Source organism: Domibacillus sp. (assembly GCF_031181085.1).
GTDB lineage: Bacteria > Bacillota > Bacilli > Bacillales > Domibacillaceae > Domibacillus.
The window spans coordinates 184,644-211,009 of the sequence record NZ_JAPSLE010000001.1; the positions used below are offsets into that span (position 1 = coordinate 184,644).

Sequence of the window (26,366 nt, forward strand, 5' to 3'; positions counted from 1 at the left end):
AGAAAAAAGCGGATTCCCAAGAGGGATCACGCTTTTTTTTGTTCGGCCTCTGCCGGTTTACGAAACGTATTGTTTTGCAGCGAATTCGTGTGCCGGGTTCCGTTTTCCATCTCGCTCCCGCAAAATGGGCACGTTGGTGAATCATCATCTGAAAAGTTCTTTCTCATCCAGCCTTTGCAGCCCTCCGACGGGCATTCCCATGTCTCGATATCAACGTTTGGCAATGGTTCCGTACGATTTTTGCTGTAATAAGACATTTTAAACGTCACCCCCGGGATTATTGGTCAATCCTGTCTATTATCTCACACTTTGCCTCGTTCTGATACATTTTGCTGTTTATTTTTGTTTTTAAGCAGTTCTTATTTCGAATCGGGCGTGCGATGATCCGTTAAATATCCCTTTATTTTTGATATACTGGGATGTAAAGGAGAAGATAGCGATGAATGATCTTATTTTACAAATTATAGTCTGGGCAGTAGTCATTTTGGCCATGGTGAAGCTTTATCCGATTTTGCAGAAATTATGGAAAAAATGAGAAAGGGCTTTCAGAAATAAGTTGAAATTTTCTGAAAGCCGTGCTACTCTTTTTTTAAGGTTTTTTTGAAACGATGTTGCGTAATAACAAACGAAGGGGATGTTGTACGTGGGGAATTATGTGAAAGCGGGGTCGCTGCAAGTAGATGATCGGTTGTATCAATTTGTAAACAGCCGTGTGCTTCCTCAGGCAGGGGTGGATGAGGCATCGTTCTGGACGGGTTTCAGCCGGCTTGTAGCGGATGTTACACCAAGGAACAAGAAGCTTTTAGAGCGAAGAAATGACTTGCAGGCTCAAATCAACGATTGGCATCGAAAGCATTCTTTTGAGCCGGCAGCGTATAAAACCTTTTTGGAGGAAATCGGTTATCTTGAGCCTGAAGGGGACGACTTCACGATCCAAACGGAAAACATAGATGATGAAATTGCGCTTCAAGCCGGTCCGCAGCTTGTTGTACCGGTAAATAATGCGCGCTATGCCGTTAACGCAGCTAATGCAAGATGGGGGAGCTTGTATGATGCGTTATATGGTACAGATGCCATTCCGGAAACGGACGGTGCGGAAAAGTCAGCCGGCTTTAATCCGATCCGCGGCGAAAGAGTTGTTGCTTTTGCACGCCGGTTCTTAGATACAGCAGCACCGCTTGAAGCAGGTTCACATACAGAATCAACCAGCTATCGTGTAGAAAATGGCCGCCTGATCGTTTCTTTACAAAATGGCGAGACATCACTGAAGAACCCAGAACAATTGAAAGGAACGAGTGAAGAAGGGATTTTACTCGTGCATCATGGCCTGCATATTGAAATACAAGTGGATCCGGAGCACCCAATTGGCTCAAAAGATCCAGCGGGGGTCAAAGATATTTTACTGGAAGCAGCCATAACGACCATTATGGATTGTGAAGACTCTGTAGCGGCTGTCGATGCCGAAGACAAGCTCCTTGTGTACGAAAACTGGCTGGGCTTGATGCGGGGAGACTTATCCGCTTCTTTTACAAAAAACGGAAGACAGATCCACCGTACACTGAATGCAGACCGGTCTTATATATCGCCGGATGGTGCACCGTTTGAACTTCCCGGCCGCTCTCTCATGTTTGTTCGAAATGTTGGCCATTTAATGACCAACAATGCCATACTGGACGAGCATGGTGATGAAATTTTTGAAGGTATTTTGGATGGTGTGATCACAAGCGCCATTGCCAAGCCGTCAGTACTCGGACAGCCGAACCGGATAAATTCACGCAAGCGCTCCATTTATATTGTGAAGCCGAAAATGCATGGATCCGAGGAAGTGGCTTTTGCAGACGATTTATTTAACCGAATTGAGGATTTATTAAATATGCCGCGATACACACTGAAAATTGGAGTGATGGATGAAGAGCGCCGAACGTCTCTTAATTTAAAAAATTGTATCGCAGCTGTTCGAAACCGGATTGTCTTTATTAACACCGGCTTTTTAGACCGGACTGGCGATGAGATGCACACTTCAATGGAAGCGGGTCCGATGATTCAAAAAAGCGAAATGAAAAAAACAGCCTGGCTGGAGGGCTATGAAAAATCGAACGTAGCGAGCGGGTTGGCAGCGGGCTTCGGACACCGGGCGCAAATCGGTAAGGGAATGTGGGCAATGCCGGACTTGATGGCTGATATGATGGAGCAGAAAATCAGCCATGTGCAGGCTGGCGCCAATACAGCCTGGGTTCCGTCCCCGACAGCAGCTGTTTTGCACGCCATTCATTACCATGAAGTGAACGTATTTGACCGCCAGAAAGAAATCGCCGATCAAGCTTCCACTTTTCAGGATATGATGCTGCAAATTCCAATTGCGTCCAAAGCAAATTGGCGTGCAGAAGATATTCAGCAGGAGCTCGATAACAATGCCCAGGGAATTTTAGGATATGTTGTCCGGTGGGTTGAACAGGGGATTGGCTGTTCCAAAGTGCCGGATATTCATAATACCGGCTTGATGGAAGACCGGGCGACTCTCCGAATTTCAAGCCAGCACATGGCCAACTGGCTGCATCATGGAATTTGCACAAAGAAGCAGGTTATGGACACGCTGGAGCGAATGGCACAAGTAGTTGATGAGCAAAATGCGGAAGATCCCGGCTACCGGCCAATGGGGCCGAATTATCATGATTCGGTTGCCTTTGCGGCTGCTTGTGAGTTGATCTTTAAAGGATATAAGCAGCCGAATGGCTACACAGAACCGATCCTGCACGAAAAACGGCTCCAGGCAAAAGAAAAATATCGTATTACATCATAAAGGAAAGCGGGCCCCGGCCGGCTTTTCCTGCATAGTGAGGAAGGGATTCGGTTGGAAAGAGAAAACGTCGTTAAATCGGTCGCGCGTGCGCTTGATATTATTGCACTTGTCAGTGCATCCCCGAGGGGGCTTGGTGTAACGGAAATTGCGAATAGAATGGATATTAATAAAAGCTCGGTGTTTCGGACACTAGCGACACTTGAGCAATACGGCTATATTGAACAGCATAAGGAAACAGGCCGCTATCGAATCGGCTACGCTTTTTTAGAGGTAAGCTCAAGGCTGCTGGAATCACTCGATGTCCGATCAGAAGCACAGGATGTTCTGCGCCAGTTGGAGGCGGAAACAAATGAAGTGGTTCACCTTGTCGTGTATGACCGTGGAGAAGTGGTGTATATTGAAAAGCTGGACGGACATGAAGCGCTGCGTATGCATTCAAAAGTCGGCAGGCGTGCGCCGGTTCACTGCACGTCTGTCGGAAAAGCGATTTTAGCCCATCTGCCCCAATCAGAAGTAAACGATATATTGGAACGAAGAGGGCTGCCAGTCCATACAGACCAGACCATTACAACGAAAGAAGCGTATCTGGCGGAGCTCGCGCGTGTAAGAGAAGCAGGATATGCGCTCGATCTTGAAGAAAACGAGCCTGGAATCCGCTGTATTGCAGCACCGGTATTTGATCATCATGGAGCCATTGCAGCGGCTGTATCAATTTCCGGCCCCACTCTCCGCATGACGGATGAGCGCTTAAAAGCGTTAAGAGGGCGCATGATAAAAGCGGGAAGCGACATTTCAGAGCGTCTTGGATGGAACAGGAAATAATTTCTTGACTTTTTATTTGATGAGTGTTATGATTAACTTCTGATTGAGATCGTAACTTAGAACGTTCATATAACATTCTGGCATTCTGCTAGTGTTGACTTTACTTATTCACACTGGAGCAGCTTCGGAGCTGCAAGGACTTAAGAGCAGGAAGGGCTTAGGTCGTTTAGGGACATCAAAAACGATAATGTGGAATTAATATACCGCGGCGGTTTAACAAAGGATAAAGAAAAAGATTTATCCTTGGAACGTTGTGAGTTACCCAATAAATATAAAAAAAACCGGCCTGATCCGTTCAGGCCGGTTTTTCTATTCTCTTCCGGCATACGCTGTAGGAAAGGAGGAGATGGCGATGTATGATCGTGAATCCGCAGTCCGTTATGCGGAAAAGTGGTGGAACAAACGCAATCCGACTTTTCCGGCGTTTGCTGTAGACTGCACCAATTATGTTTCACAATGCCTGCTGGCCGGAGGAGCCCCTATGAGAGGCGGCTACGCCGACCGCAAAATTGGCTGGTGGGTTGGAGGCGGTACGTGGAGTTTCAGCTGGAGTGTGACCCATTCGCTCAGGTGGTATTTAGAAGGATCGAAGAAGGGGTTAAAGGCTGTGCGGAAAGCATCAGCAGCAGATCTGCTTCCTGGAGACGTCATCATTTATGATTTTAACGGTGATGGCCGTATGGATCATGCTGCTTTTGTCGTAAGCCGCCAAAACGGTGTACCGCTTGTGAATGCGCACACGGCTGACAGCTATCACCGTCATTGGAGCTATACGACGTCACCGGCACACACGGCCGGCATTCGTTACTACTTTTTCCATATTGATGAAAACACATCCTTGTAACAGTTTTGTAAAAGAATTACGCTTATATGTCGCTGCCTGTTTCTGCTTGCAAGTGAAAATAGCACAGCGCTGACGGGATAGGGACTGAGCACTGTGGGCAAAGCAGGAAACTATCATTATGAAATGAGGCTATCATTTTCCATCTCAAAATCTATTGCCGTTTTTTCGTGTTTCGGGCTATAGTAATCACGCAGCCCGGGCAACACATAAAAAACGCAGGAGGATTTTGACCTTGAAAATAAATGTACGCATTGCCGCAATCGCTGGTCTTGTGTCAATTGGGCTTTTCACAGCAGGACAGGTGGAAGCAGCCTCCCTGACTTGTGATACGCCAAAGACTGTTCAGGTAAAAACCTACCAAAAATATTATCAAGTAAAATGGCAGGCACAGCCAGCAGCTGCTGCTCCATCTAAAGAAGTAACACAGCCAACAGCACCTGCTGCTGAAGCAAAGCCTCAGCAGACAGCGCCTTCACAAGAAGCACCAAAGCAAGAGCAGGCGGCACAGCCGGCAGCTTCTCAATCAGTAAATGCTTTTGAACAGGAAGTAGCGAAGCTTGTAAACCAGGAGCGCGCTAAAGCGGGATTAAAGGCTTTAACGTTAGACACTGAGCTTAGCAAAGTCGCTCGTGCGAAATCACAGGATATGAAAGATAAAGGCTACTTTTCTCACCAGTCACCAACATATGGATCACCATTTGATATGATGAAAAAATTCGGTATTAAGTATAAAACAGCAGGCGAAAACATTGCCAAAGGCCAAAAAACGCCAGCAGAAGTAATGGAAGCGTGGATGAACAGTGACGGCCACCGGAAAAACATTTTAAACCCTGAATTCACTCACATCGGTGTTGGGTATGTAGATGGCCACTGGACACAAATGTTTACCGGAAAATAAAAACGCGCGGAAAATGGAGACCATTTTCCGCTTTTTTGCACGTTCATTGTATGTTGAATAGTGGACGGTGAGAACTTTAGATGTTATTCGAAAGAATGCTTATGGTTCGGGCAGCAGATGAAAATAAGAAAAATTTCGAAGAATCGGAAAATTGCATAATTCCGGAAAAATTGAAGCGTTTCTCTCGCCGGGAACTCCGCAAATTCCAAATTTCATTCCGACAACCTTTTTTAAAACAGATATTTACGCAGCGCCGGTTCTAGGAATCATCGGAGCGGTATTTGTGCTTGGCGCAGGCCTGTTGTATTTGGAGATGCGCCGGAAGAAAGCCTCCAAAGCCGGTGAAGGCTACTACGGGTTAAACAACGACATTTTAGAAGAAGAAGAGGAAACAAAAGCTGTAGAAAAAGAAATCGGGCGGGTTGGCGGACAAGGCACAGCCCCTGTTGATGTACGGGTGATTGCTGCCACACACCGCAATCTTGAGGAAATGGTCAAACAGGGAAAGGTCCGGGAGGATTTATATTATCGGCTGAACGTAATGAAAATCGATATTCCTTCCTTAATGGAACGAAAACAAGATATTCCGGCTATTGCGGCTGTCTTGCTTCGAAAGCTTGAGAAGAACTTTGACCGGCCTGTGAACACTTTATCCAAAGAAGCGGAAAACCATCTTTTGCTTCATACCTGGCCCGGAAATGTACGGGAGTTAGAAAATGTGCTGGAAAGAGCGGTGAACGTGATGGATGGATCTGTGATTCGGCTTGATCATTTGCCGCTTTATTTACAGGAGGAACCCTCTCAAGAAGCCGGAATCCGTTCCGTAAAAACGCCTGTAGCTGTTATGCCGGTAAAATATATTCTTCAAAAAGCAGAAAAAGAAGCGATCCAGCATGCCCTTTGTCAGTCTGCTAATAAAACTAAAGCAGCCCGGCTGCTCGGCATCGGAAAAACGAAGCTTTATGACAAGTGCCGGGAGTACGGATTATGATAGAATAGAAGCGGTCATACATAGAGGAGGAAACGGTATGGAATCGATTAAGCAATTTGTTTTTGCAAGAAACGCAGCGCTTGGCACTATTGCTAAGACACCGGAAAACAAGTGGGATGAAATCCCTGCAGGATTTTCAAACAATATCCGCTGGAATGCCGGGCATATTTTCGTATCGGCGGAGGGGCTGCTTCATTTAGCAGATGAAGCCTATGAGATTGTGCATCCTGACTGGAATGCCCTGTTTGCTACAGGAACACGTCCGGCTGACTGGCCGGCAGAGGTTCCATCAGCAGAAGAAATTACGAACGCCCTGCAGGAACAATTGAATCGTGTAGAGCGTCATTTTTCTGCCAAGCTCGGTGAAAAAGCAGCCAAGCCCGTTACAATCGGTCCGCTTGAAATGACAACCGTAGAAGCTCTTTTGCAGTTTGTCACGTTCCACGAAGGCATGCATACCGGGGTTATAAACAGCTTAACGAAAATCGTATAAAAAAACGCCCTTGCCGGATGCGGCAAAGGGCGTTTTTTTGTGGGCAGCTTAACCAGCAGACTTTTGCTTAGACAGCTGACTGGCAGGCGTTACCCGTTTCATAAAGAAAGCCAGGACAAGGGCAACAGCGGCAATAAAGACAGAAATGGTAAAAGAGAAATTAATGCCGTGCAGCATCGCTTCATTGGCAATATTGGCCATCGCAGCCGGATCACCCGCAGCGGACTCGGCAAGCTGTTCAGCTTCCGACTCGGTCCGGTTTTGCATCAGTGTAACGAGCAGGGCAGACCCGACAGCGCCGGATACTTGCTGCAAGGTATTGTTCATGGCCGTTCCGTGCGGATTCATAGCCGGCGGAAGCTGGTTCAGCCCGTTTGTCATAACCGGCATCATAACCATAGACATCCCAAACATACGCAGTGTATATACAAACATAATATAGCCGTACGAAGTATCCAGCGTTAAATTGCTGAACATAAAGGTCGTTAAAATTGTTATAGATAAGCCGATAACAGCTAAAACCCGTGCGCCGAATTTATCAAACAGTATTCCGGTAATCGGAGACATGATCCCCATAACGATTGCACCCGGCAGCATTAACAGCCCGGAATCAAGCGGAGAAATGCCGCGGATTGTCTGTACATAAATCGGCATAAGAAGCATACCAGAAAACATAGCCATTGCAATCACAACCGAAATAGCTGAAGACAGGGCAAACATTGGATACTTATAAATCCGGAACTCAAGCAGCGGTTCATCCAGCTTCATTTGGCGTAAAACAAACCAAACTAAGCCGATGACACCTGCCGCAATTGCGCCGTAAACGTAAACAGAATCCCAGCCTTTTTCACCGGCAGAGCTGAATCCGTACAGGATGCCGCCGAAGCCGATGCTCGACAGCGCGAGAGACAAAAGATCCAGCGAAATAGGGCGCTGCGGCGTAATATTTTTTAATTTAAAGATGGCGAAAAGAAGCGTGAGAGCAGCGATTGGAATGACGACGTCAAACAGGGTGCGCCATGTGTAATGCTCAATGAGCCAGCCGGAAAGGGTAGGCCCGATCGCTGGTGCCGTAATCATCACAAGCCCGAAAATCCCCATGGCCGCACCGCGGCGTTCCACCGGAAAGCTTGCGAGCATAACATTCATTAAAAGCGGCATCATAATCGCAGAACCGGATGCCTGAATCATTCGAGCGGCGAGCAGCACGCCGAACGACGGTGAAAGTGTTGCGAGAACAGATCCCGCCGTAAATAACGTCATTGCTGTAAGAAATAAACTCCGGTTTGTAAACCTCTGAATGAAAAAAGCACTTGCTGGAATTAAAACGCCGTTTACCAGCATATATCCAGTCGACAGCCACTGAACAGCAGAAGCCGATACATCAAATTCTTTCATAATAGACGGAAGCGCTACGTTGAGAAGCGTTTCGTTTAAAAGGGAAACAAAAGCGCCGACAAACAAAATGGCAATCATTGCGTAAGGCGGTTTTCCCGGTACTCCCTGTGTATTCAATTTATATCCTCCTTATACATACTCACCGTTCAATTTTTATACTGTTGTTCTAACAGGTATTTATCTTATACCGATCGTTCAGAAAAATCAACAAATAAATTAAATTTATATATGAAAGCTTGAAATAACAAGGTTATTGCGCTAGTCTCTGAATAGACCGACAGTTCAAAAAAGGAAGTGCATTCATTGAACGAACGAAAAAGAAATGTAATGGAAGCAGCGCATGCTTTATTTGTAGAAAAAGGGTATGCGGCTACTTCGATTCAAGATATCCTCGATCAAAGCGGCATTTCGAAAGGAACGTTTTATAATTACTTTCCATCTAAAAACGAGCTGCTGATGAGTATCTTTGAAAAAATTAATCTTGAAACGGACCAGCGCCGGGCGCATGTCATTGCCGGACGGCCTGTTCACGATAAAGAAGCGTTCATCCAGCAAGTGAAAGTCAAGATGGAAGTCAGCAAGGAAAACAATTTGTTTGCTCTATTTCAAGGTGTATTTGTATCGGAAGATGAAGAATTAAAAAAGTTTATTAAGCAACATCATATAAGCGAGCTGCGCTGGATGCAAAGAAGGGTTATAGAAGTGTATGGAATGCAGGTTTATCCTTATTCACTTGACCTGGCTGTGATGATGCATGGCATGATCCATCATACGGTTCACTTTGTGATGGCAATCGAGGCAGGTGTTGATGTAGATCAAGTCATTGGGTATGCAATGCGCCGGGTAGATGCGGCTATAGAGGAAATTATCCACACAAACGATGCACTGCTTGACCCGCATGTGCTCGAAAAATGGCAGCCCGAAGAAGAGCGGGCAAGGGAGCGGAAAAAAAGCAGTGTGCTGCAGGAAATCGGTGCGATGCAGAGGGAGGCGGATGAACGTTCCCAAGAGCTGCTGGTGTTTTTACAGGATGAAATGAGGGAAGAAGCACCTCGCCGTCTTGTGATGGAAACAGTGGCCGGCACCATTCCAAACAATGAAACCCTTATGCTGCGTATACAGGAATTTTTTTCATAAACGCCAGGCGGTCCAGACAGGGCCGTCTTTTTTTTGGACAAAGACCAGCGGGGCTATGATAATAAAGAGAGCGAGAGGAGCGAAAGGGATGGATAAACAGCGTATTTTAATTGTAGAAGACGAAGAGCGGATTGCCCGGGTGCTTGAGTTGGAGCTTGAGCATGAAGGATATAAAACGAAAAAAGTGCTGGACGGGCTGGATGCTCTTGCTTTGTTTCGAACAGAGACATTTGACCTTGTCCTGCTAGATGTGATGCTGCCGGGAATGGATGGAATGGCTGTTCTGCGGCGAATCCGCCAGGGAAGCGATGTACCTGTTATTATGCTGACAGCCAAGGATGAAGTGGCCGACAAAGTAACCGGACTTGATCTTGGGGCCAGTGATTATGTCACAAAGCCGTTTGATATGGATGAGCTTTTAGCCAGAATCCGGGCGGCACTTCGTAAAACGGTTTCGAACAGCTCGCTGTCTGCAGCGGATTTAATCGTAAAAGAAGAATCTCGTGAAGTTACACGAGCGGGCCAGCCTATCGATCTTACACCGCGTGAGTATGACCTGCTCGTTTACCTGTTGAAAAACAAGCGTCACGTATTGTCCAGAGAGCAGCTGCTTGATGGCGTCTGGGGATATGATTATTACGGTGACACAAACGTGGTGGATGTATATATCCGCTATGTGCGAAACAAAGTTGATAAACCGTTTGACCTGCCCCTTATTCACACGGTACGCGGCGTTGGATACGTGTTGAAAGAATCATGAAGCTGAAAAATAAAATTCACCTCGGCACGAGCGTCCTGCTTGTTGTGATTGTCATTTTGATGAATACGGCCGTTTATTTTGCCGCTTCTTTTATGCTGAGGGAAGCAGATGTTGAAAGAGCGGCAGCGGATGCAGCACAAATAGCCGGAGACGTGTCGAGTCCAGCCGAGTCTATAACAAGCAGTGATTTGCTCCGGGCTTATGCGCCGCCGAATGGAATGGTTCGTGTGATATTGCCGGATGGAACGGTTGATGGCGTGGCAGCTTCACCGGATGCCTCCAGGCTCAGAGAGCGGGCGGCTGCTTTTACAAAAGGAGAGAAACGGGAGATCATAAGGGATGATAAGGGTTCTGCCTATGCCCGAGTCGCACTTCCGGTTATTTGGCGCGGCGGCGAAGTGGCTTCGCTTGAATTATGGGAGGATTTGCAGGCAACAGAGCGAATTTTAACGATTTTGCGCGGCGTGCTTTCTGCTGCTTTGCTGATAGCGGTTATTCCTGCTGTGATATCAGCCCGCGTACTGGGCGCTATTATCTCTAACCCGGTTGAACAGATGACGGAAACGATGCGCCGGATCCGTAAAAGCGGTACACATGAACGGATTGAAACAAGCGGCGGCCGGCATGATGAACTGCAGGATATGGCACTTACCTTCAACGATATGATGAATTTGCTTGAAGAAAATTACCGAAAGCAGGAAGCGTTTGTACAAAACGCTTCGCATGAATTAAAAACACCCCTTACCGTTGTAGAATCATACGCCCGTTTGTTGAAACGCCGCGGAAAGGACTACCCGGATTTGTTCGATGAATCGGTGGAAGCCATTTACGAAGAAGCGCTCCGCATGAAAGAACTGACCCAGCAGCTGCTTGCGCTCGCACGGCGCGATGAAACATGGAATGTGAAAATGGAAACGATCGATATGGCTGCTTTTGTACGGGAAACAGCCGACTCCTTTCAGCGGGCATATAAGCGGCGTGTTGACGTTCGAATAAAGGAAACATGCAGCGTGAAGACGGACCGGGCTAAACTGCGGCAGCTGTTATTTATTTTTTTGGATAATGCACGCAAATATTCTGAGAAGGAAATCTGTCTAGAAGTCGAGAAACAGGAAATTCGTGTGATAGATCAGGGAATGGGCATACCAGCATCGGACCTGCCAAAAGTATTTGACCGATTTTACCGGGTGGACAAAGCAAGAGCACGTAAAACGGGCGGGTTTGGCCTCGGTTTGTCTCTCGCAAAAGAGCTGGCGGAGGCCCTTGGGATCATTCTCCGGATTGAAAGTGAAGAAGGAAGAGGAACAATCGTGATTCTTACTTTTAGCGAATGCTCGTCTGCTGAACGAAAAGACGAACGGGGGAAAGAGGAATGAAAAAAGTCATAACGGCCACCATCGCCATCGCAGCCGCCGCAGCCGCGTTTTTTTTATACCAGTCCCTGCAGCCGCCGGATGTCACGATGAACAAAGCAGGAGAAAAGCTGGCTGAGCAGTACGGCGGCACGGTGAAGGAGGCGGAGCAGGAAGATGGAGAATTTCACTATACAATAGAAGTACCCGGTGAAGGCCAATACAGCATGGCGGTTGACAGTGAGACGGGCGAATTAATGGCTATGACACGCCTTGAAACAGTAGAAAATGATTCGGCTGCCCAAGAAGAAAAAACTGAAAAAGGTGCTCGACAGCTGACACCGGAAGAAGCAGGAGAGATTGCGCTTAAAAAAGTACCGGGAACAGTGGATGATATCGAACAAGGCGACGGAGAAGAAGCCGGCTCTTACCTCGTTGATATAGACGCTCAAAATGGCGAAGAAGCGACGGTGCGAATCAATGAGATTTCAGGAGAAGTGCTGTCGATTTCCTGGGATGACTAACGGTTCTCATCAAACTCTCATTTTTCCCTCTCTTTTTTCTCATTTTGCATGGCTATGATAAAAGCAGAAAAGAAAAAAGAGGAGGAAACAAAAATGAAGAAAACAACCATCGCAGGCAGCTTCTTAACGTTAGGTCTTTTAGGCGGAGGGGTTCTCTGGGGCGTACAGAACGACAAAATCCAGGCGGAAGTTCCCGGCTTTGACGCGAAGCTGACGATGGAAGAAGCAAAAGCAATAGCTGAAAAAGAAACGCAGTCTGTAGTTGAGAGCATTGAATTGGAGAAAAATCTGTCTGGCCCTGTTTATGAAATCGATACGCAGGAGTATGATATAAAAATGGATGGAGACTCTGGCAAGGTGTTAAAAAAACAACGGGATACGGATGATGATAGCGGCGATGATTATGATGATCGTGAGAATACAAGTGTGACGATAACGGAAGCAGAAGCGAAAGCCGCCGCTCAAAAACAAGTAAAAGGCACAATTGAAAAAATAGAGCTGGATGATGGACACTATGAATTAGAAATCAGGGACGGCAAAACAGAAACGGATGTATGGGTAAATGGAACAACAGGTGAAGTCGTAATCGAGGAAGAAGATTTGGATAATTAATCCGGGTCTTTTTCATTTTTCCCTTGCTAAAAGAAGCTCTTCCCTGCTAATGTTAAAGACAACAAAACTAAATAAAGCAATCATTAAAAGTGCCCGGAGTTTCTACGTCCGGGATAATAGGGAAACCGGTGAAAGTCCGGTGCAGCCCCCGCTACTGTATGCGTGATGAACCTGTCTGAAACCCACTGGATTCTATCCGGGAAGGGAGGCAGAAGTAAAGTGACCGCAAGCCAGGAGACCTGCTTTTAATGCTGAAACATCATTCTTCGGTGGGAAGAACGGGATGAATACGCATGGCTTTTTTTGGATAAGTCATTTCTTTAATGCGATTTTCTGCCCCTGCTTCTGCCGTAGAAGCGGGGGCTTTTTGCATGCTTTAAAAAAGGAGCGGATAAAGTGGCAACATGGAACTTAACGAGTATGAGCAAGCATGTGCTGATTTGCAACGGGTCTACCTGTATGCGAAAAGGCGGCGAAGAAGTGACACAGGCAATCCGGAATGAAATTACCGAGCGGGATTTGGATGCATATGTACATACAACAAGAACAAGATGCAATGGACGCTGCAAAGACGGGTGTGTGGTTGTCGTTTACCCGGAAGCAGACTGGTATTTTGAAATGGACGAGCATCGTGCCAAAGAGATGGTCGCCTCGCATCTTGAAAACAACCAGCCAATAAAAGAATGGATTGCCTATGAGCGGTCAGGAGAAGGCATGCAGCTGCTGAACGGCCGCTTTAAGGGAACAGAAAAAGGGGAGAAAAAATGACGGGCACATTGTATGTTGTCGGCTTCGGACCCGGCCATGAAGATCATATTACCGATCGGGCGAAACAAGCGCTGAAAGAAAGTGATTACGTCATTGGGTACAAAACCTACATGGAGCTTGTAGCCCCTTTGATTGAAGGGAAAGACGTTATTTCAACCGGAATGAGTGAGGAAGTAAGCCGGGCACAAGCAGCGGTTAAGCAGGCGGAGCGCGGAAAAACCGTTTCTGTCATTTCAAGCGGTGATGCCGGTGTATACGGCATGGCGGGTCTTGTATATGAAGTATTGGCGGAACAGGGATGGAAGCGGGATACCGGCATTCGTGTAGAAATCATTCCGGGAATATCGGCGATCAATTCATGCGCATCTTTGCTCGGCGCCCCTATTATGCATGATGCCTGTACGATCAGCTTAAGTGACCATTTAACGCCGTGGGAGCTTATAGCGAAACGGATAGATGCTGCAGGTGCTGCTGATTTTGTGATTGCGCTGTATAACCCGAAAAGCGGGCGGCGCACGAAACAAATTGAAGAGGCACAGCGGATTTTGCTCAATTACCGAAAACCGGACACGCCGGTTGGGCTTGTAAAAAGCGCATACCGTGACCGAGAAGAAGTCGTGATGACGACACTTGCGGAAATGCTGGACCACGAAATTGGGATGCTGACAACAGTCGTGATCGGCAATTCAACGACTTTTTTCTATGATGGACTGATGATTACACCGCGTGGATACACACGCAAATATACATTAACAGAAGAAAAGCAGCCGTTGCGGCCGCATGAGCGGCTTCGCCCTGAAAACGAACCGTGGGCATTGCATGGAGGCCAAAGTGAAAAAAAGCCCGAGCTTAAAGAGCTTGGCCTGCAGGCGCTCGCCGCACTGAAGCGACAGAAGACGGCGCCGCCAGCTGTGAAAAAAATCTTTGAAGCAGCGGTCAGTCCAGGGCTGGTAAACAAGCATTTTACACCGCAGCAGCTGATCGCTATATCTGAAGCGGCGGGCGAAAGGGGTACGATCGAATATACACCACATCATTATGTGCTGTTAAAAACCGAAACGAGTAACCCGCAGCCGATTATTGAAAAGTTGAAAGAAGCGGGACTAAGCCTTGCGCCAACCGGTGATGTTGTCACGGTAAAAGCATGTGACTTCTGCAACGGTGATAAAGGCGACGCGATTCCATATACTGAGCAGCTTGGACGGGAGCTTGGCGGTCTCGACGTGCCGAAAGAGCTTCGTATTGGCGTGAATGGCTGCGGCATGGCGTGCTACGGTGCAGTGAACGAGGATATTGGCATTGTATACCGTAAAGGAGCGTTTGACCTGTTTTTAGGCGCTAAAGTGGTCAGCCGGACTGCGCACCCAGGTGTGTATGTGGCAGAAGGCATTCCGCCGGAACGAGTTGTTCCGATGCTCACAGGAATTGTAGAAGAATACCGTGAATCCGGTCATCCAAATGAACGCTTTTTCAAATATTTTAAACGGGTTGGGGAAATAGAAGGATTTGCCCATCGAGATATGCCGGTGCCGGACGTTGAACCGATGCCGTGCGGAGAATAAGGGGGAAAAAGAATGAAAGCTGTACTTTTTGTTGGGCACGGAAGCCGTGACCCGGAAGGCAATGACCAAATTCGTCAATTTGTGGAAGGATTTCTGCCGGATTTAAATCCGCTCGTTTTATATGAAACATGTTTCCTAGAGTTTGCGCGTCCCGATATCGCGGAAGGGATTGAGCGGTGTATAGCCCGAGGAGCAACTGAAGTTGCCCTCATACCACTTATGCTGCTGCCGGCGGGGCACTCGAAAATTCATATTCCAGCAGCGATTGACGCAGCAAAAGAAAAGTATCCGGGCGTGACATTTACCTATGGAAAGCCAATTGGTATCCATTATGAAACTTCTGCGATTTTAAAAGAACGCCTGCAGGATGCCGGCATTGATCCGGGTGAAGCGGGCGAACAGGATGCGGTGATTCTGCTTGGGCGCGGCGGAAGCGATGCAGATGCCAACAGTGATCTATGCAAAATTGCCCGTATTTTATGGGAAAAAACATCCTTTGAAACCGTTGAACCGGCATTTTACGGTGTGACGAAGCCATCACTTCCCCAAGCGGTGGAAAGAGTTAAAAAGCTTGGCGCGAAAAAGGTCATTATTCTGCCGTACTTTTTGTTTACGGGTGTGCTGATCAAACGAATCGAACAGGATTTGGCCCTGTTTCGTGAGCAATATCCAGAATTGTCTTTCACGCTTGCGGATTATTTCGGGTTTCATCCGAAGCTTAAAGTCATTGTGGCAGACCGGATTGATGAAGCGCTGGGCGGTAAATCACTCATGAATTGTGATACATGCCAGTACCGGTTTGAAGCGGGTATTCACCATCACCATCACCATGACCATGATCATGATCACGAACACGGTCATGACCATGATCATGAAAAAGAGGCGATTCGATGATTTTCTTTCTAGCGGGGACAAGTGATGCCCGGGAGCTCGCTGTGAAACTGCAGGAAACGGGGCACCCGGTTACAGCATCTGTGGTCACCCAGAATGCGTCAATTGAACTTGAAGCAGCGGGCATTTCAACGCGTGTGGGCCGGCTGGCGGGAGATGAAATGACGTCTGTGCTCGAAAAGGGTTATACGGCAGTCGTCGACGCCAGCCATCCGTTTGCTGAAGAAGCATCCCGAAATGCTATCGAAGCTGCTGAACGTGCCGGTATTCCTTATATCCGCTTTGAGCGGGCCGGCACGCAGGTTATTGAGCATCCGCTTGTCACACGCGTGGATACGTATGAAGAAGCAGCGGAAGCGGCACTAGAGCGGGGAGGTGTCGTGCTCCTGACGACCGGCAGCAAGACGCTGCAGGTTTTCACGGAAAAGCTGCTGCCCCACACGGATATCCGACTGATTGCACGGATGCTGCCGCGTACGGACAATATGGAAAAATGCGTTGCGCTTGGACTGTCTCAGAAAAATATTGTGGCTATGCAGGGTCCTTTTACGAAAGAGTTTGACCTTGCACTGTACCGCCATTACGGCGTGACGACGACCGTCATGAAAGAAAGCGGCGCGATCGGCGCGGTAGCGGAAAAGATCGAAGCGGCCGTGTCGCTTGGTATCGAAACGATCGTCATTTCCCGGCCGCCAGTGCAGTACCCAAATCAATGCGAGCAATTTGAGCAAGTGATCCACACATTAAACCGCCTGGAGGAAACGAAACATGGACTTTAAAACAACTTTTGTACCGGAAACAGTGAAACCAATGGAAATTGAATCACTTAGTTTCTCGATTATTGAAGACGAGTTTGGCCCCCATGATTTATCACCGGAAGAGTTCGCTGTTGTACAGCGGGTGATTCATGCTTCAGCCGATTTTGAACTCGGGAAAAGCGTACTGTTTCATCCAAAGGCCATTGAGTCCGGCATTCGCGCGATCCGGCAGGGTACGCGTGTAATTTGTGATGTACAAATGATTCAATCAGGTGTATCAAAGCCGCGTATTGAGCAGTTTGGCGGTTCTGTGCATGTACATATCTCGGATGATGATGTGATGAAAGAAGCCAAAGAACTTGGGCTGACACGGGCGATTATCTCTATGCGTAAAGCGGCTGCGATTGGAGAAGGCGGTATTTACGCGATCGGCAATGCCCCGACCGCTCTTTTGGAAATTATCCGCCTCGCCAAAGAAGGCCTTGCCAAGCCTGATTTAATTATCGGCATGCCGGTCGGCTTTGTGTCGGCAGCGGAATCCAAAGAAGAACTGGCAAAACTGGATATTCCGTTTATTACGAATATTGGCCGTAAAGGCGGCAGTACGGTCACCGTGGCAGCGCTGAATGCCCTGTCGCTGCTTGCCGTAAAATGAAGCCGGTCCCTGATAAGCCGCTTCGCACAGGATACACAACGGGTTCCTGTGCGACTGCTGCGGCAAAAATTGCGCTGCAGACGCTTCTTACAGGCCAGCCGCCCGAATCAGTTTCTATTTATCTGCCGGCGAAGCAATGGGCTCACTTTACACCGGAATTTATCGAAGTAGGAGAGGGCTCTGTGAAAGTCGGCATTAAAAAAGATGCGGGAGACGATCCTGATATTACACACGGAGCTGTTATTTGTGCAGAAGTAAGCTGGACAAGCGAACCAGGCATTGAGCTTGATGGCGGGGAAGGCGTCGGCCGGGCGACAAAGCCGGGACTCGACGTAGCACCGGGAGAAGCCGCGATCAATCCGGTGCCGCGCCGTATGATTACTGAAGCGGTTCAAGAGTTGCTTTTAGAAGCGGGGGCCGGAAAAGGCGTCCGCGTGATCATTTCCATTCCAGGCGGCGAGAAGCTGGCTGAGAAAACCTTAAATGCAAGACTTGGCATTTTAGGCGGCTTGTCTATTCTAGGGACGAGCGGCATTGTCCGCCCGTTTTCAACCGCGGCTTTTCGAGCCAGTATTGTAAAGGCTATTGAAGTGGCCGTTGCAGCCGGCTGTAAGCAGGTGGCCGCTACGACAGGCGGACGCAGTGAAAAATATGCCATGAATCATTTGCCGCACCTGCCGGAAGAAGCATTTATTGAAATGGGCGATTTTGTCGGCTTTACACTCAAGCATTGTAAACGGCTCGGTATTCAAAAAGTTACACTTGCCGGGATGCCGGGCAAATTTTCAAAAGTCGCTCAAGGTGTCATGATGGTGCACTCCAAAAGCGCACCGGTCGATATGAATTTTTTGGCGCAGATGGCGGAAGAAGCAGGCGCCTCCGAGAATGAAATTGAAGAAGTGCGGGCAGCTAACACAGCGACGCATGCAGCAGAATTAATGGCGGACTATCCGGCATTTTTTGCGCTTTTCTGCCGCAATTGCTCAAGAAATGCCGTTCAGGAAGTGCGCGGCGGCATGGAAGTTGAAACGCTGCTGTTTGCGATGAAAGGACAGCTTTTAGGAAAGGCGGAATACAGTGAGTAACGTACATATTATTGGCATCGGTGCAGACGGAGCGGAAGGGCTGCACCCTCGCCAGCTGAAGCGTATTGAAGAAAGCCGGCTGCTTGTCGGCGGAGAACGGCAGCTGTCGTTTTTTCCTGGTTTCACAGGGGAGAGGCTCGTGATTGGCGGGAATTTAAAAGAAGTAAAAACAAGGGTTCAGGACGAAGAAGGTCCAGTCGTGGTGCTGGCTTCGGGCGATCCGCTTTTTTACGGAATCGGAGCGTATCTGTCAGGGAGTACAGAAGCTGTTATTGAGCCGCAGCCGTCAAGTGTACAGCTTGCATTTGCCCGGATGAATGAATCGTGGCAGAATGCAAAAACGATCAGTGTGCACGGCCGTCCAATCACCGGGCTTGCCCAGAAAATTGACGGTGAAGATAAAGTGGCGCTGCTGACAGATGAAACGCATTCACCGGATGTGATTGCCCGCTACCTGCTTCGGTTTAACATGACCGAGTACGATGCATTCGTGGCTGAAAATATGGGTGCGCCGGACGAACGCTGCCGTCATTTAACGCTTGAAGAAATGAGTGAAGCGTCGTTTGCTCCGTTGAACGTGGTGATTTTAAAGAAAAACCGGCCATCGAAAACATGGACTACTGGTATTCCAGATGAAGAATTCAGCCAGCGCAAGCCGGACAAAGGCTTGATTACAAAGCGTGATATCCGCATTCTTACCATTGGCCGAATGAACATCCGTCCGGACAGTACCGTTTGGGATATCGGAACGTGTACCGGTTCCATCGCGATTGAAGCAGCTAAAATAGCCCGAAACGGTGCTGTTTTTGCCATCGAGAAAAATGAAGCGGACCTCGCCAATGCTGAAGCGAATTTTCAAAAATTTCGCACGGACGTCACGCTCGTTCATGGAAAAGCGCCAGATGGATTAGAGGCTTTCCCTAATCCAGATTGCGTGTTTATGGGCGGCACGGCCGGTAATATGGACAAGCTTATTGACACGTGTGCGAAGCGGCTGAAGCCGGGCGGGACAATCGTATTGAATGCCGTAACGATTGAAAACATGTCAAAAGCCCATCAGTTATTCCGGGAATCCGGCTTTGAGGTAGATATGGCTCTTGCTCAAGTATCCTTGTCCAAGCCTATTTTAAACATGACGCGCTTTGAGGCGCAAAATCCGGTTTACATTATATGTGCTAAAAGAAAAGAGGAACAGTGATGACAGGTATTTTATATGGAATTGGTGCAGGACCGGGTGATCCGGAACTGTTAACGGTAAAAGCGTTTCGCATTTTGTCCGAAAGCAGGGTTATTGCGTTTCCGAAAAAGCGGTCTGGTGAAAAAAGCTACGCGCGTCAGATTATTGATGCTTATATTGATCCGCAGGAAAAAGACATGCTTGGTCTTGTTTTTCCGATGACGAAGGATCCGGTCATTTTAGAGCGTGAATGGAACAAAGCAGCAGAAGCCGTAGCGGAAAAACTGGAATCCGGCGAAAACGTCGCGTTTGTGACAGAGGGCGACCCAATGCTGTACAGCACATTTATTCACATGAAAAATGTATTGCAAAAAAGAATGCCGAACGTAAAAACAGAAGTAGTGCCCGGCATATCATCAGTAAATGGAACCGCGGCAAGGCTGAACATTCCGCTTGCCGACGGAGATGAGCATGTCGCGATCATTCCAGCAACAAATGACCGCGACGCGCTGAAACAGGCAATTGAGACGCATGACTGCGTTATTTTTCTGAAAGTCGCGAAGGTGGCAGCCCTTATTTCAAGTGTGATCCGGGAGCTTGGACTTGAGGAGCACGCCCATGCGGTCACAAAAGTTACATCCAGTGATGAAGTTGTCTGGACACTGGATGAATTTGAGCGGGCAGAACCGAACTATTTGACGCTGATGGTGGTGAAGAAAAAATGAAGCTGTTCATTGTGGGAGCAGGACCCGGCGCCCCTGATTTAATTACGGTCCGCGGGATGAAGCTTGTAAAGGAAGCAGATGTGATTTTGTATGCCGATTCACTCGTTAACGAGGAATTAATGACGGGCTGCAAGGAAGGTGCTGTTGTACTGAAAACGGCCGGCATGCATTTAGAAGAGATGGTAGAGACCATGGTTAATTACGTGAAGGAAGGAAAGAAAGTCGTCCGCCTTCACACAGGCGACCCGGCTATTTATGGAGCGATCATCGAACAAATCGCTCTCTTGAAAGAAGCGGGTATTGAAACAGAAATCGTACCTGGGGTCAGCTCTGTTTTTGCAGCAGCTGCGGCAGCTGGTGCGGAATTGACCATTCCGGATGTTACACAAACCGTTATTTTAACGCGGGCCGAGGGAAGAACGCCGGTACCCGAGAAAGAGCAGCTGAAGGATTTAGCCAAGCATGAATGTACAATTGCTTTTTTCTTAAGCGCAACACTGACCAAAAAGGTAACGCGTGAGCTGGTTGAAGCAGGCTGGCCGGAAGACACACCGGTAGCTGTTGTATACCGTGCCACGTGGCCGGACGAAAAAATTGTCCGCTCAACGATCGCCGGACTCGATGCGGCGATGCGTGAAAACGGCATTCGCAAGCAGGCGATGATTTTAGCCGGCAAAGCGCTTGATCCGGACATTGGAAAATCGGGGCATCGTTCGAAACTATATGATAAAACCTTTACCCATGGTTTCCGGAAGGGAATCAAGCCATGAAGGTTGCGATTGCTTCCATTACAAAACATGGAACCGAAACAGCACGTAAGCTTGCCGAGGAGATGCAGGCGGATTTGTACTACATGCGGAAATTTTGCCGCGGTGATGAAGAAGAGAGGGGCATTACGCTGTTTGATGGTTCTGTCCGCCTTCAGCTGCCAAAATTATTTAAAGAATACGACGGCATTGTGCTGATTATTTCACTCGGTGCTGTTGTCCGGATGATTGCCCCGATTTTAGGCGATAAAAAAACCGATCCGGCAGTGGTCGTTCTCGATGACCGAGCTGAGCATGCAATCAGCGTTCTTTCGGGCCATATCGGGGGCGCCAACGAGCTTACACACCGGGTGGCCGAACTGACAGGTGCCCGGCCGGTAATTACAACTGCATCCGATGTGCAAAAAACGATTCCAGTTGATATGTTTGGCCGTGAATTCGGCTGGAAGTTTGAATATGACCGCTTTTTAACACAGGCGGCAGCTGCCGTAGTGAACGAAGAGCCGGTACTTGTCGTGCAGGAATCAGGAGAGCCGAACTGGTGGAAGCATGACCGGCCGATGCCGGTTCATATCAAGACAGCGGCTTCGGTAAAAGAAGCATTTGAAACGCCGCACAATGCCGCTCTCGTCGTCACCCACAGACTACTCGATGCAGAAGAACTCGATGGGCTTCACTATCCTGTTGTATACCGCCCAAAATCAATCGTCCTTGGCATTGGCTGCAATCGTGGAACAGAAGCGGAGGAAATTGAGCAGGTCATCGATGAGGCCCTTCGCGATCTTGCCTTTTCCAAAACAAGCGTTCAGTCCATTGCATCCATTGACCTGAAAAAAGATGAAGAGGGTATTTTGGCGGTTGCCGAAAAAAACGACTGGCCGTTTTTCACCTTCCCGCCTGAGCAGTTAAACGAAGCGCCGATGAAAGAGCGTTCAGAAACGGTGTTTAAGTATACCGGTGCGTATGGAGTCAGTGAACCGGCTGCTTATTTAGCGTCAAAAGGGGGAGAAGTTATTCTGCCAAAGAAAAAAAACGGCAACGTAACCATTTCGGTTGCGCTGATCGAATTTGGCAAGAAGTAAAGGAGAGAAGAATAAGATGGGAAAACGAATCGTTATTGCCGGAACGGGCAGCGGCTCCGGAAAAACAACGGTTACGCTGGCGCTGCTTGGCGCCCTGAAGCAGCAAGGCCTTTCTGTACAGCCGTTTAAATGCGGACCGGATTATATTGACCCAACGTACCATACGGCTATATGCGGGCGCCTTTCGCGCAACCTGGACAGCTGGATGGGAAATGCCAGCACGATCCGTGAGATATTTTCTGAAGCGTCACGGGATGCCGATATTTCAGTGATTGAAGGCGTCATGGGAATGTTTGATGGAAAAGACCCTCTCAAAGATGACGGCAGTACAGCCGAGATCAGCCGTCTTACAGGCGCGCCCGTACTGCTGGTCATTGATGCATCTGGCACGGCACGAAGCGCGGCAGCCATTGTGAAAGGATTTCAAATGATGGCACCTGGGCAGATCAAAGCCGTTATTGCGAACAAAACCGGCAGTGAAGGACACTTTCGCTTGATTGAGCAGGCAGTAAAGCAGGAATGCGGAATCCCGGTTATCGGTCATTTGCTGAAAATGCCTGGCGCCAGTGTGCCAGAGCGCCATCTGGGCCTTGTCCCGGCCGTTGAAAGAGGAGACCTGGCCGGCTTTTTCCATACGCTTGCAGAGGCGGCCCGAAAGACGATTGACCTTGATGAACTGCTCCGCCTTGCAGAAGTGCCGGACCTGACGCAGTCTGAAAACCGTTTATTTAGAAGAAAACAAGACAGCCATGTGACGATTGCGGTTGCAAAGGATGCCGCCTTTCACTTTTATTACGAGGAAAATTTGGAGATGCTTCGTACGCATGGGGCAGACCTTCACTTTTTCTCGCCTCTTGCCGGCGAGACCGTACCCGAAGCAGCAGATGCTCTTTATATTGGCGGCGGATTTCCGGAAGAATTCGCACCCGTTCTCGCTGCCCAGTGCGAAGCACGGAAGTCCGTCCGGCGGGCTGTTGAGTCCGGTATGCCGACATTGGCTGAATGCGGCGGTTTTATGTATTTAACGGAAGAACTGATCACCGTTGATGGACACTCTTATCCGATGTGCGGCATTATTCAGGGGAAAACGGTCATGAAATCAACCCGAGCAGCCCTAGGCTACCGGGAATTAACCGCTTTTCCGGGTGCGTGGATCCCAGAAGGTGAGAAGCTAAAAGGACATGAGTTTCATTATTCTGTATTTGAAGGACAGGAAAAACCAGCTCCGGCTTTTCAATCCGGCAGCCGATTTGGGCAGAAGCCGGACGGCTGTGTAGTGCATAATGCTGTTGCAGGCTATGCCCATCTTTATTTTCCATCAAATACTGGAATCCCGGAAGCATTCGTGAAAGCGGCCCGGACTTACCAGCGGAAAAAAGCGACAGTCTAAATAACTTGTACGTTTTTCGTCAAATGATGACAAAAACATAGCCATATTTTTACGAAACTATTGTATTATAGTATCTCTTTGTTTACAATCATAAATGGAAGGTGCATCCAATATTATGTTTGATTAGGGGATACGTATGAACAAAAAAACGACCATCATTGCTTTGCTGTCAAGTTTATTTTTGATGCTCGCCATGGTACTGGTCAATTTGATTGTAACAGCCACCCACCATAACAAAACGGTATGGGCAACAAGCACAGTAAAATCGTCTTATGAAAATATTAACATTAAAACGAAAGAAGCCCATGAAAAGAGGTACGATATCGCGATACAGTATCCTGTTTTTCAACAGGCTTCCTTAAATAAAAAAATCGAACAGTATGTAAAACAAAAAGAGTCAGGTTTTTTAAAAGAAGCTGGGAAAACCGATAGAAAAATGCGAAATGAACAGCCTGCTTCCTTGCGGTTAACGTTTGAGCTTGTTCCAGACAGCAGCGGTATTTACTCGATTCTTTTCAATGAAAAAACGTATATCACGGCTGAAAAAACCCGCATCTTAAATGAAACGTTTATCGTGGATACAGCAGCGGGCCTCCTTGCAAAAGCGCCGGACTTATTTATCAATCCGCAAAAAGCTTCTACGGCTCTTCATACACCTGTTTCGATAAACGAAGCCGGTTTGTATGTGAAAAATGGCGAAATGGTTTTTATTAGTGATCGTAAAAAGCATAAAGGAAGTGTGCCGCTTCGCAAGGCAGCGCCGTTTTTAAAAAAGGAATGGCGGGACAAGTTAGCGACAGAGACTCAGCCTCAGGCAGAGCCAGCCGGAAAAGCATCTAGAAAAATTGCGCTTACGTTTGATGACGGGCCAAATCCGCAGAGTACAAAAGCGATTTTGGCTACGCTTAAAAAACATCATGCAAGAGCCACCTTTTTTATGCTCGGCAGTCGTGTGGAGCAATACCCGGAGCTCGCCGATCAAGTAGTACAAGAAGGCCATGAAATCGGCAATCATTCTTTTAGCCACCGGAACCTGACTACACTCGATAAGCAGGGTATAGAAGAAGAAATTCGGCGGACAGCTTCAGCAGTAGAAACGGCTGCCGGTGTTTCGCCATTTACGGTCCGGCCTCCTTATGGAGCGACAAATGACAGTGTAAATGAAGTGATTGGAGCAAAACCGCTGCTTTGGACCATTGACACCATGGACTGGAAATCGCACAATCCAAAAGCCATCTGCGGGATTGTCGAAAAAGAAGCAAAGGACGGTTCAATCGTGTTAATGCATGATATTCATCAAACTACTGCCCAATCGCTTGATAAGATCGTGTCTTTTCTGCAAAAGGAGGGCTATGAACTTGTCACAGTCAGTGAATTGTAAAGAGATCCGGCTCGGCGAAAGCTGAGCCGGATTTTGTGTTCATAAAGCGGAACGTGATATGATAAGAAAAAAGACGGTTATTTTTTGAAAAACAGGAGGTGGATGCTCCGAGCTATCGGAGCCTGTCATTGGAGATTGTGAATTTATTGGGCATTGCTTTATTAATCGCCCTTACTGCTTTTTTCGTGGCTGCGGAATTTGCTATTGTAAAAATGAGAGCTTCACGCGTCGATCAGCTTGTAGCGGAAGGAAAACCGGGTGCTATGGCAGCCAAACGCGTTACAACCCATTTAGATGAGTATTTATCTGCCTGCCAGCTCGGCATTACCATTACGGCACTCGGGCTTGGCTGGATTGGCGAACCGACGGTGGAAAAGCTTCTTCATCCGCTGTTTGAGCGTTTTGAGCTTGCTTCTTCTCTCGCTGCAGTTTTGTCATTTATCCTTGCTTTTACCATTGTCACGTTTCTTCATGTTGTTGTGGGCGAGCTGGCGCCTAAAACAGTCGCTATCCAAAAAGCGGAGGAAGTCACGCTGGCGCTTGCTGTCCCGCTTATATGGTTTTACCGTATTATGTATCCGTTTATATGGACGCTCAACGGCTCTGCACGGTTTGTGACCGGCTTGTTCGGGCTGAAAATGGCATCTGAACATGATGAGGTTCATACAGAGGAAGAATGGCGGATGCTGCTGTCTGAAAGTTACAAAAGCGGCGAAATAAATCAAACTGAACTGAAATATGTGAATAATATTTTTGAATTTGATGAGCGCCTTGCAAAAGAAATTATGGTGCCGCGTACAGAAATGGTCAGCTTATCGATTGATGATACACTCGATGATGTTCTGGCTATTATCAGAGAAGAAAAATATACGCGGTATCCCGTTATTGACGGAGACAAAGACAATGTAATCGGCATGGTGAACTTCAAAGAAATTTTAAGCGTCGCCGTAAAAGGCAAGCCGCTTCCTAAAGTGCAGCCGCTGCGTCAATTTGTAAAACCTGTGATTCGCGTGTTTGAAAACATGCTAATTCATGACCTGCTTGTGAAAATGCAGAAAGAGCAGACCCATATGGCAATCTTAATTGATGAATATGGCGGTACATCAGGTCTTGTAACGGTAGAAGACATTTTAGAAGAAATTGTCGGGGAAATTCGTGACGAATATGATACAGATGAAATTCCCGAAGTACGAAAAGTGAATGATAGCCATTATCTATTCAGCGCAAAAGTATTAATAAGTGAAGTAAATGCCCTGCTTGGCACCGAGTTAAATGATGAAGATGTCGATACGCTTGGCGGCTGGTTTTTAACAGAAAAAATTGATACATCCCTTTATGACATGCTCGAAGAAGAGGACTGGGTATTTACGATTATCGAAATGGAAGATCATCATATTTTATATATTGAAGCGAAAAAGCGCACATAACGGGCGCTTTTTTTCGTGGTTGTCACAAGAAATAGTCCGGGACAAGTTGCCGGAACGCTCAAAAAGG

The 26,366-nt window shown here is 47.7% G+C and carries 26 protein-coding genes and 1 riboswitch; of the genes, 24 read left to right on the forward strand and 2 right to left on the reverse strand.

The window, feature by feature from the left end; all coding sequences use genetic code 11:
* Nucleotides 1–26: 26 nt before the first annotated feature.
* Nucleotides 27–257, reverse strand: a complete 231-nt coding sequence (locus tag RIN81_RS01095; RefSeq protein WP_242232256.1) for a cold-shock protein — start codon at nucleotides 255–257, stop codon at nucleotides 27–29.
* 386 nt (nucleotides 258–643) lie between these two features.
* Here RIN81_RS01095 and RIN81_RS01100 point away from each other — a divergent pair, with 386 nt between their 5' ends.
* The 6 genes from RIN81_RS01100 to RIN81_RS01125 all read left to right on the forward strand — a co-directional run bounded on the left by RIN81_RS01100 (nucleotide 644) and on the right by RIN81_RS01125 (nucleotide 6,848).
* Complete coding sequence (locus RIN81_RS01100) at nucleotides 644–2,800, forward strand: malate synthase G (protein ID WP_309086914.1); 2,157 nt, start codon at nucleotides 644–646, stop codon at nucleotides 2,798–2,800.
* A 51-nt stretch (nucleotides 2,801–2,851) separates the two neighbouring features.
* A complete protein-coding gene (locus RIN81_RS01105) occupies nucleotides 2,852–3,622 on the forward strand; it encodes an IclR family transcriptional regulator (RefSeq protein ID WP_309086915.1) in 771 nt (256 codons plus the stop codon).
* Between the two features lie 352 nt (nucleotides 3,623–3,974).
* Nucleotides 3,975–4,466, forward strand: coding sequence for an amidase domain-containing protein (locus tag RIN81_RS01110; RefSeq protein ID WP_309086916.1), 492 nt, complete (start codon nucleotides 3,975–3,977; stop codon nucleotides 4,464–4,466).
* Nucleotides 4,467–4,698: 232 nt separating this feature from the next.
* The gene (locus RIN81_RS01115) at nucleotides 4,699–5,364 is read left to right on the forward strand and encodes a CAP domain-containing protein (RefSeq protein WP_309086917.1); all 666 of its coding nucleotides are present in this window, start codon (nucleotides 4,699–4,701) and stop codon (nucleotides 5,362–5,364) included.
* Nucleotides 5,365–5,515: 151 nt separating this feature from the next.
* Nucleotides 5,516–6,355, forward strand: coding sequence for an AAA-type ATPase lid domain-containing protein (locus RIN81_RS01120; RefSeq protein ID WP_309086918.1), 840 nt, complete (start codon nucleotides 5,516–5,518; stop codon nucleotides 6,353–6,355).
* A 37-nt stretch (nucleotides 6,356–6,392) separates the two neighbouring features.
* Nucleotides 6,393–6,848: a DinB family protein gene (locus RIN81_RS01125; protein ID WP_309086919.1), complete on the forward strand. Its 456-nt coding sequence runs from the start codon at nucleotides 6,393–6,395 to the stop codon at nucleotides 6,846–6,848.
* 48 nt (nucleotides 6,849–6,896) lie between these two features.
* On the opposite strand, the gene RIN81_RS01130 is transcribed toward RIN81_RS01125, so the two are convergent.
* Nucleotides 6,897–8,324: a DHA2 family efflux MFS transporter permease subunit gene (locus RIN81_RS01130; RefSeq protein ID WP_309087490.1), complete on the reverse strand. Its 1,428-nt coding sequence runs from the start codon at nucleotides 8,322–8,324 to the stop codon at nucleotides 6,897–6,899.
* A gap of 225 nt (nucleotides 8,325–8,549) precedes the next feature.
* Here RIN81_RS01130 and RIN81_RS01135 point away from each other — a divergent pair, with 225 nt between their 5' ends.
* The 18 genes from RIN81_RS01135 to RIN81_RS01220 all read left to right on the forward strand — a co-directional run bounded on the left by RIN81_RS01135 (nucleotide 8,550) and on the right by RIN81_RS01220 (nucleotide 26,299).
* On the forward strand, nucleotides 8,550–9,383 hold the full coding sequence (locus tag RIN81_RS01135) for a TetR/AcrR family transcriptional regulator (RefSeq protein ID WP_309086920.1): 834 nt from the start codon (nucleotides 8,550–8,552) through the stop codon (nucleotides 9,381–9,383).
* A gap of 88 nt (nucleotides 9,384–9,471) precedes the next feature.
* Nucleotides 9,472–10,143 carry a response regulator transcription factor gene (locus RIN81_RS01140; protein WP_309086921.1) on the forward strand — a complete coding sequence of 224 codons (672 nt, stop codon included), beginning with the start codon at nucleotides 9,472–9,474 and terminating at the stop codon, nucleotides 10,141–10,143.
* Nucleotides 10,140–11,519, forward strand: a complete 1,380-nt coding sequence (locus tag RIN81_RS01145) for a sensor histidine kinase (RefSeq protein ID WP_309086922.1) — start codon at nucleotides 10,140–10,142, stop codon at nucleotides 11,517–11,519. The genes RIN81_RS01140 and RIN81_RS01145 overlap by 4 nt, the downstream gene beginning before the upstream one ends.
* Entirely contained in the window at nucleotides 11,516–12,019 is a 504-nt protein-coding gene (locus RIN81_RS01150) for a PepSY domain-containing protein (RefSeq protein WP_309086923.1), read from the forward strand. Before RIN81_RS01145 ends, RIN81_RS01150 begins: the two co-directional genes overlap by 4 nt.
* Nucleotides 12,020–12,112: 93 nt before the next feature.
* Nucleotides 12,113–12,631 (forward strand): PepSY domain-containing protein, encoded by a 519-nt coding sequence (locus RIN81_RS01155; protein ID WP_309086924.1) that lies wholly within the window; start codon nucleotides 12,113–12,115, stop codon nucleotides 12,629–12,631.
* Between the two features lie 70 nt (nucleotides 12,632–12,701).
* Nucleotides 12,702–12,892: riboswitch (cobalamin riboswitch) on the forward strand.
* Nucleotides 12,893–13,027: 135 nt separating this feature from the next.
* Nucleotides 13,028–13,399, forward strand: a complete 372-nt coding sequence (locus tag RIN81_RS01160; protein WP_242232244.1) for a (2Fe-2S) ferredoxin domain-containing protein — start codon at nucleotides 13,028–13,030, stop codon at nucleotides 13,397–13,399.
* Nucleotides 13,396–14,961, forward strand: a complete 1,566-nt coding sequence (gene cobJ, locus RIN81_RS01165; RefSeq protein ID WP_309086925.1) for a precorrin-3B C(17)-methyltransferase — start codon at nucleotides 13,396–13,398, stop codon at nucleotides 14,959–14,961. The genes RIN81_RS01160 and cobJ overlap by 4 nt, the downstream gene beginning before the upstream one ends.
* A gap of 12 nt (nucleotides 14,962–14,973) precedes the next feature.
* The gene (locus tag RIN81_RS01170; RefSeq protein WP_309086926.1) at nucleotides 14,974–15,855 is read left to right on the forward strand and encodes a sirohydrochlorin chelatase; all 882 of its coding nucleotides are present in this window, start codon (nucleotides 14,974–14,976) and stop codon (nucleotides 15,853–15,855) included.
* On the forward strand, nucleotides 15,852–16,631 hold the full coding sequence (gene cobK / locus RIN81_RS01175) for a precorrin-6A reductase (RefSeq protein ID WP_309086927.1): 780 nt from the start codon (nucleotides 15,852–15,854) through the stop codon (nucleotides 16,629–16,631). The genes RIN81_RS01170 and cobK overlap by 4 nt, the downstream gene beginning before the upstream one ends.
* The gene (locus RIN81_RS01180; RefSeq protein WP_251270425.1) at nucleotides 16,621–17,265 is read left to right on the forward strand and encodes a precorrin-8X methylmutase; all 645 of its coding nucleotides are present in this window, start codon (nucleotides 16,621–16,623) and stop codon (nucleotides 17,263–17,265) included. Before cobK ends, RIN81_RS01180 begins: the two co-directional genes overlap by 11 nt.
* Nucleotides 17,262–18,350: a cobalt-precorrin-5B (C(1))-methyltransferase gene (locus tag RIN81_RS01185; protein WP_309086928.1), complete on the forward strand. Its 1,089-nt coding sequence runs from the start codon at nucleotides 17,262–17,264 to the stop codon at nucleotides 18,348–18,350. Before RIN81_RS01180 ends, RIN81_RS01185 begins: the two co-directional genes overlap by 4 nt.
* Nucleotides 18,343–19,548, forward strand: coding sequence for a precorrin-6y C5,15-methyltransferase (decarboxylating) subunit CbiE (gene cbiE, locus RIN81_RS01190; RefSeq protein ID WP_309086929.1), 1,206 nt, complete (start codon nucleotides 18,343–18,345; stop codon nucleotides 19,546–19,548). Before RIN81_RS01185 ends, cbiE begins: the two co-directional genes overlap by 8 nt.
* Nucleotides 19,548–20,252, forward strand: a complete 705-nt coding sequence (gene cobI / locus RIN81_RS01195) for a precorrin-2 C(20)-methyltransferase (RefSeq protein WP_309086930.1) — start codon at nucleotides 19,548–19,550, stop codon at nucleotides 20,250–20,252. Before cbiE ends, cobI begins: the two co-directional genes overlap by 1 nt.
* Nucleotides 20,249–21,022 carry a precorrin-4 C(11)-methyltransferase gene (gene cobM, locus RIN81_RS01200; RefSeq protein WP_309086931.1) on the forward strand — a complete coding sequence of 258 codons (774 nt, stop codon included), beginning with the start codon at nucleotides 20,249–20,251 and terminating at the stop codon, nucleotides 21,020–21,022. The genes cobI and cobM overlap by 4 nt, the downstream gene beginning before the upstream one ends.
* Nucleotides 21,019–22,101, forward strand: coding sequence for a cobalt-precorrin 5A hydrolase (locus tag RIN81_RS01205; protein ID WP_309086932.1), 1,083 nt, complete (start codon nucleotides 21,019–21,021; stop codon nucleotides 22,099–22,101). Before cobM ends, RIN81_RS01205 begins: the two co-directional genes overlap by 4 nt.
* A 16-nt stretch (nucleotides 22,102–22,117) precedes the next feature.
* Nucleotides 22,118–23,491: a cobyrinic acid a,c-diamide synthase CobB gene (locus RIN81_RS01210; protein WP_309086933.1), complete on the forward strand. Its 1,374-nt coding sequence runs from the start codon at nucleotides 22,118–22,120 to the stop codon at nucleotides 23,489–23,491.
* Nucleotides 23,492–23,627: 136 nt separating this feature from the next.
* Nucleotides 23,628–24,872, forward strand: a complete 1,245-nt coding sequence (locus RIN81_RS01215; RefSeq protein WP_309086934.1) for a polysaccharide deacetylase family protein — start codon at nucleotides 23,628–23,630, stop codon at nucleotides 24,870–24,872.
* Between the two features lie 128 nt (nucleotides 24,873–25,000).
* Complete coding sequence (locus tag RIN81_RS01220) at nucleotides 25,001–26,299, forward strand: hemolysin family protein (RefSeq protein WP_309086935.1); 1,299 nt, start codon at nucleotides 25,001–25,003, stop codon at nucleotides 26,297–26,299.
* Nucleotides 26,300–26,366: the final 67 nt, after the last annotated feature.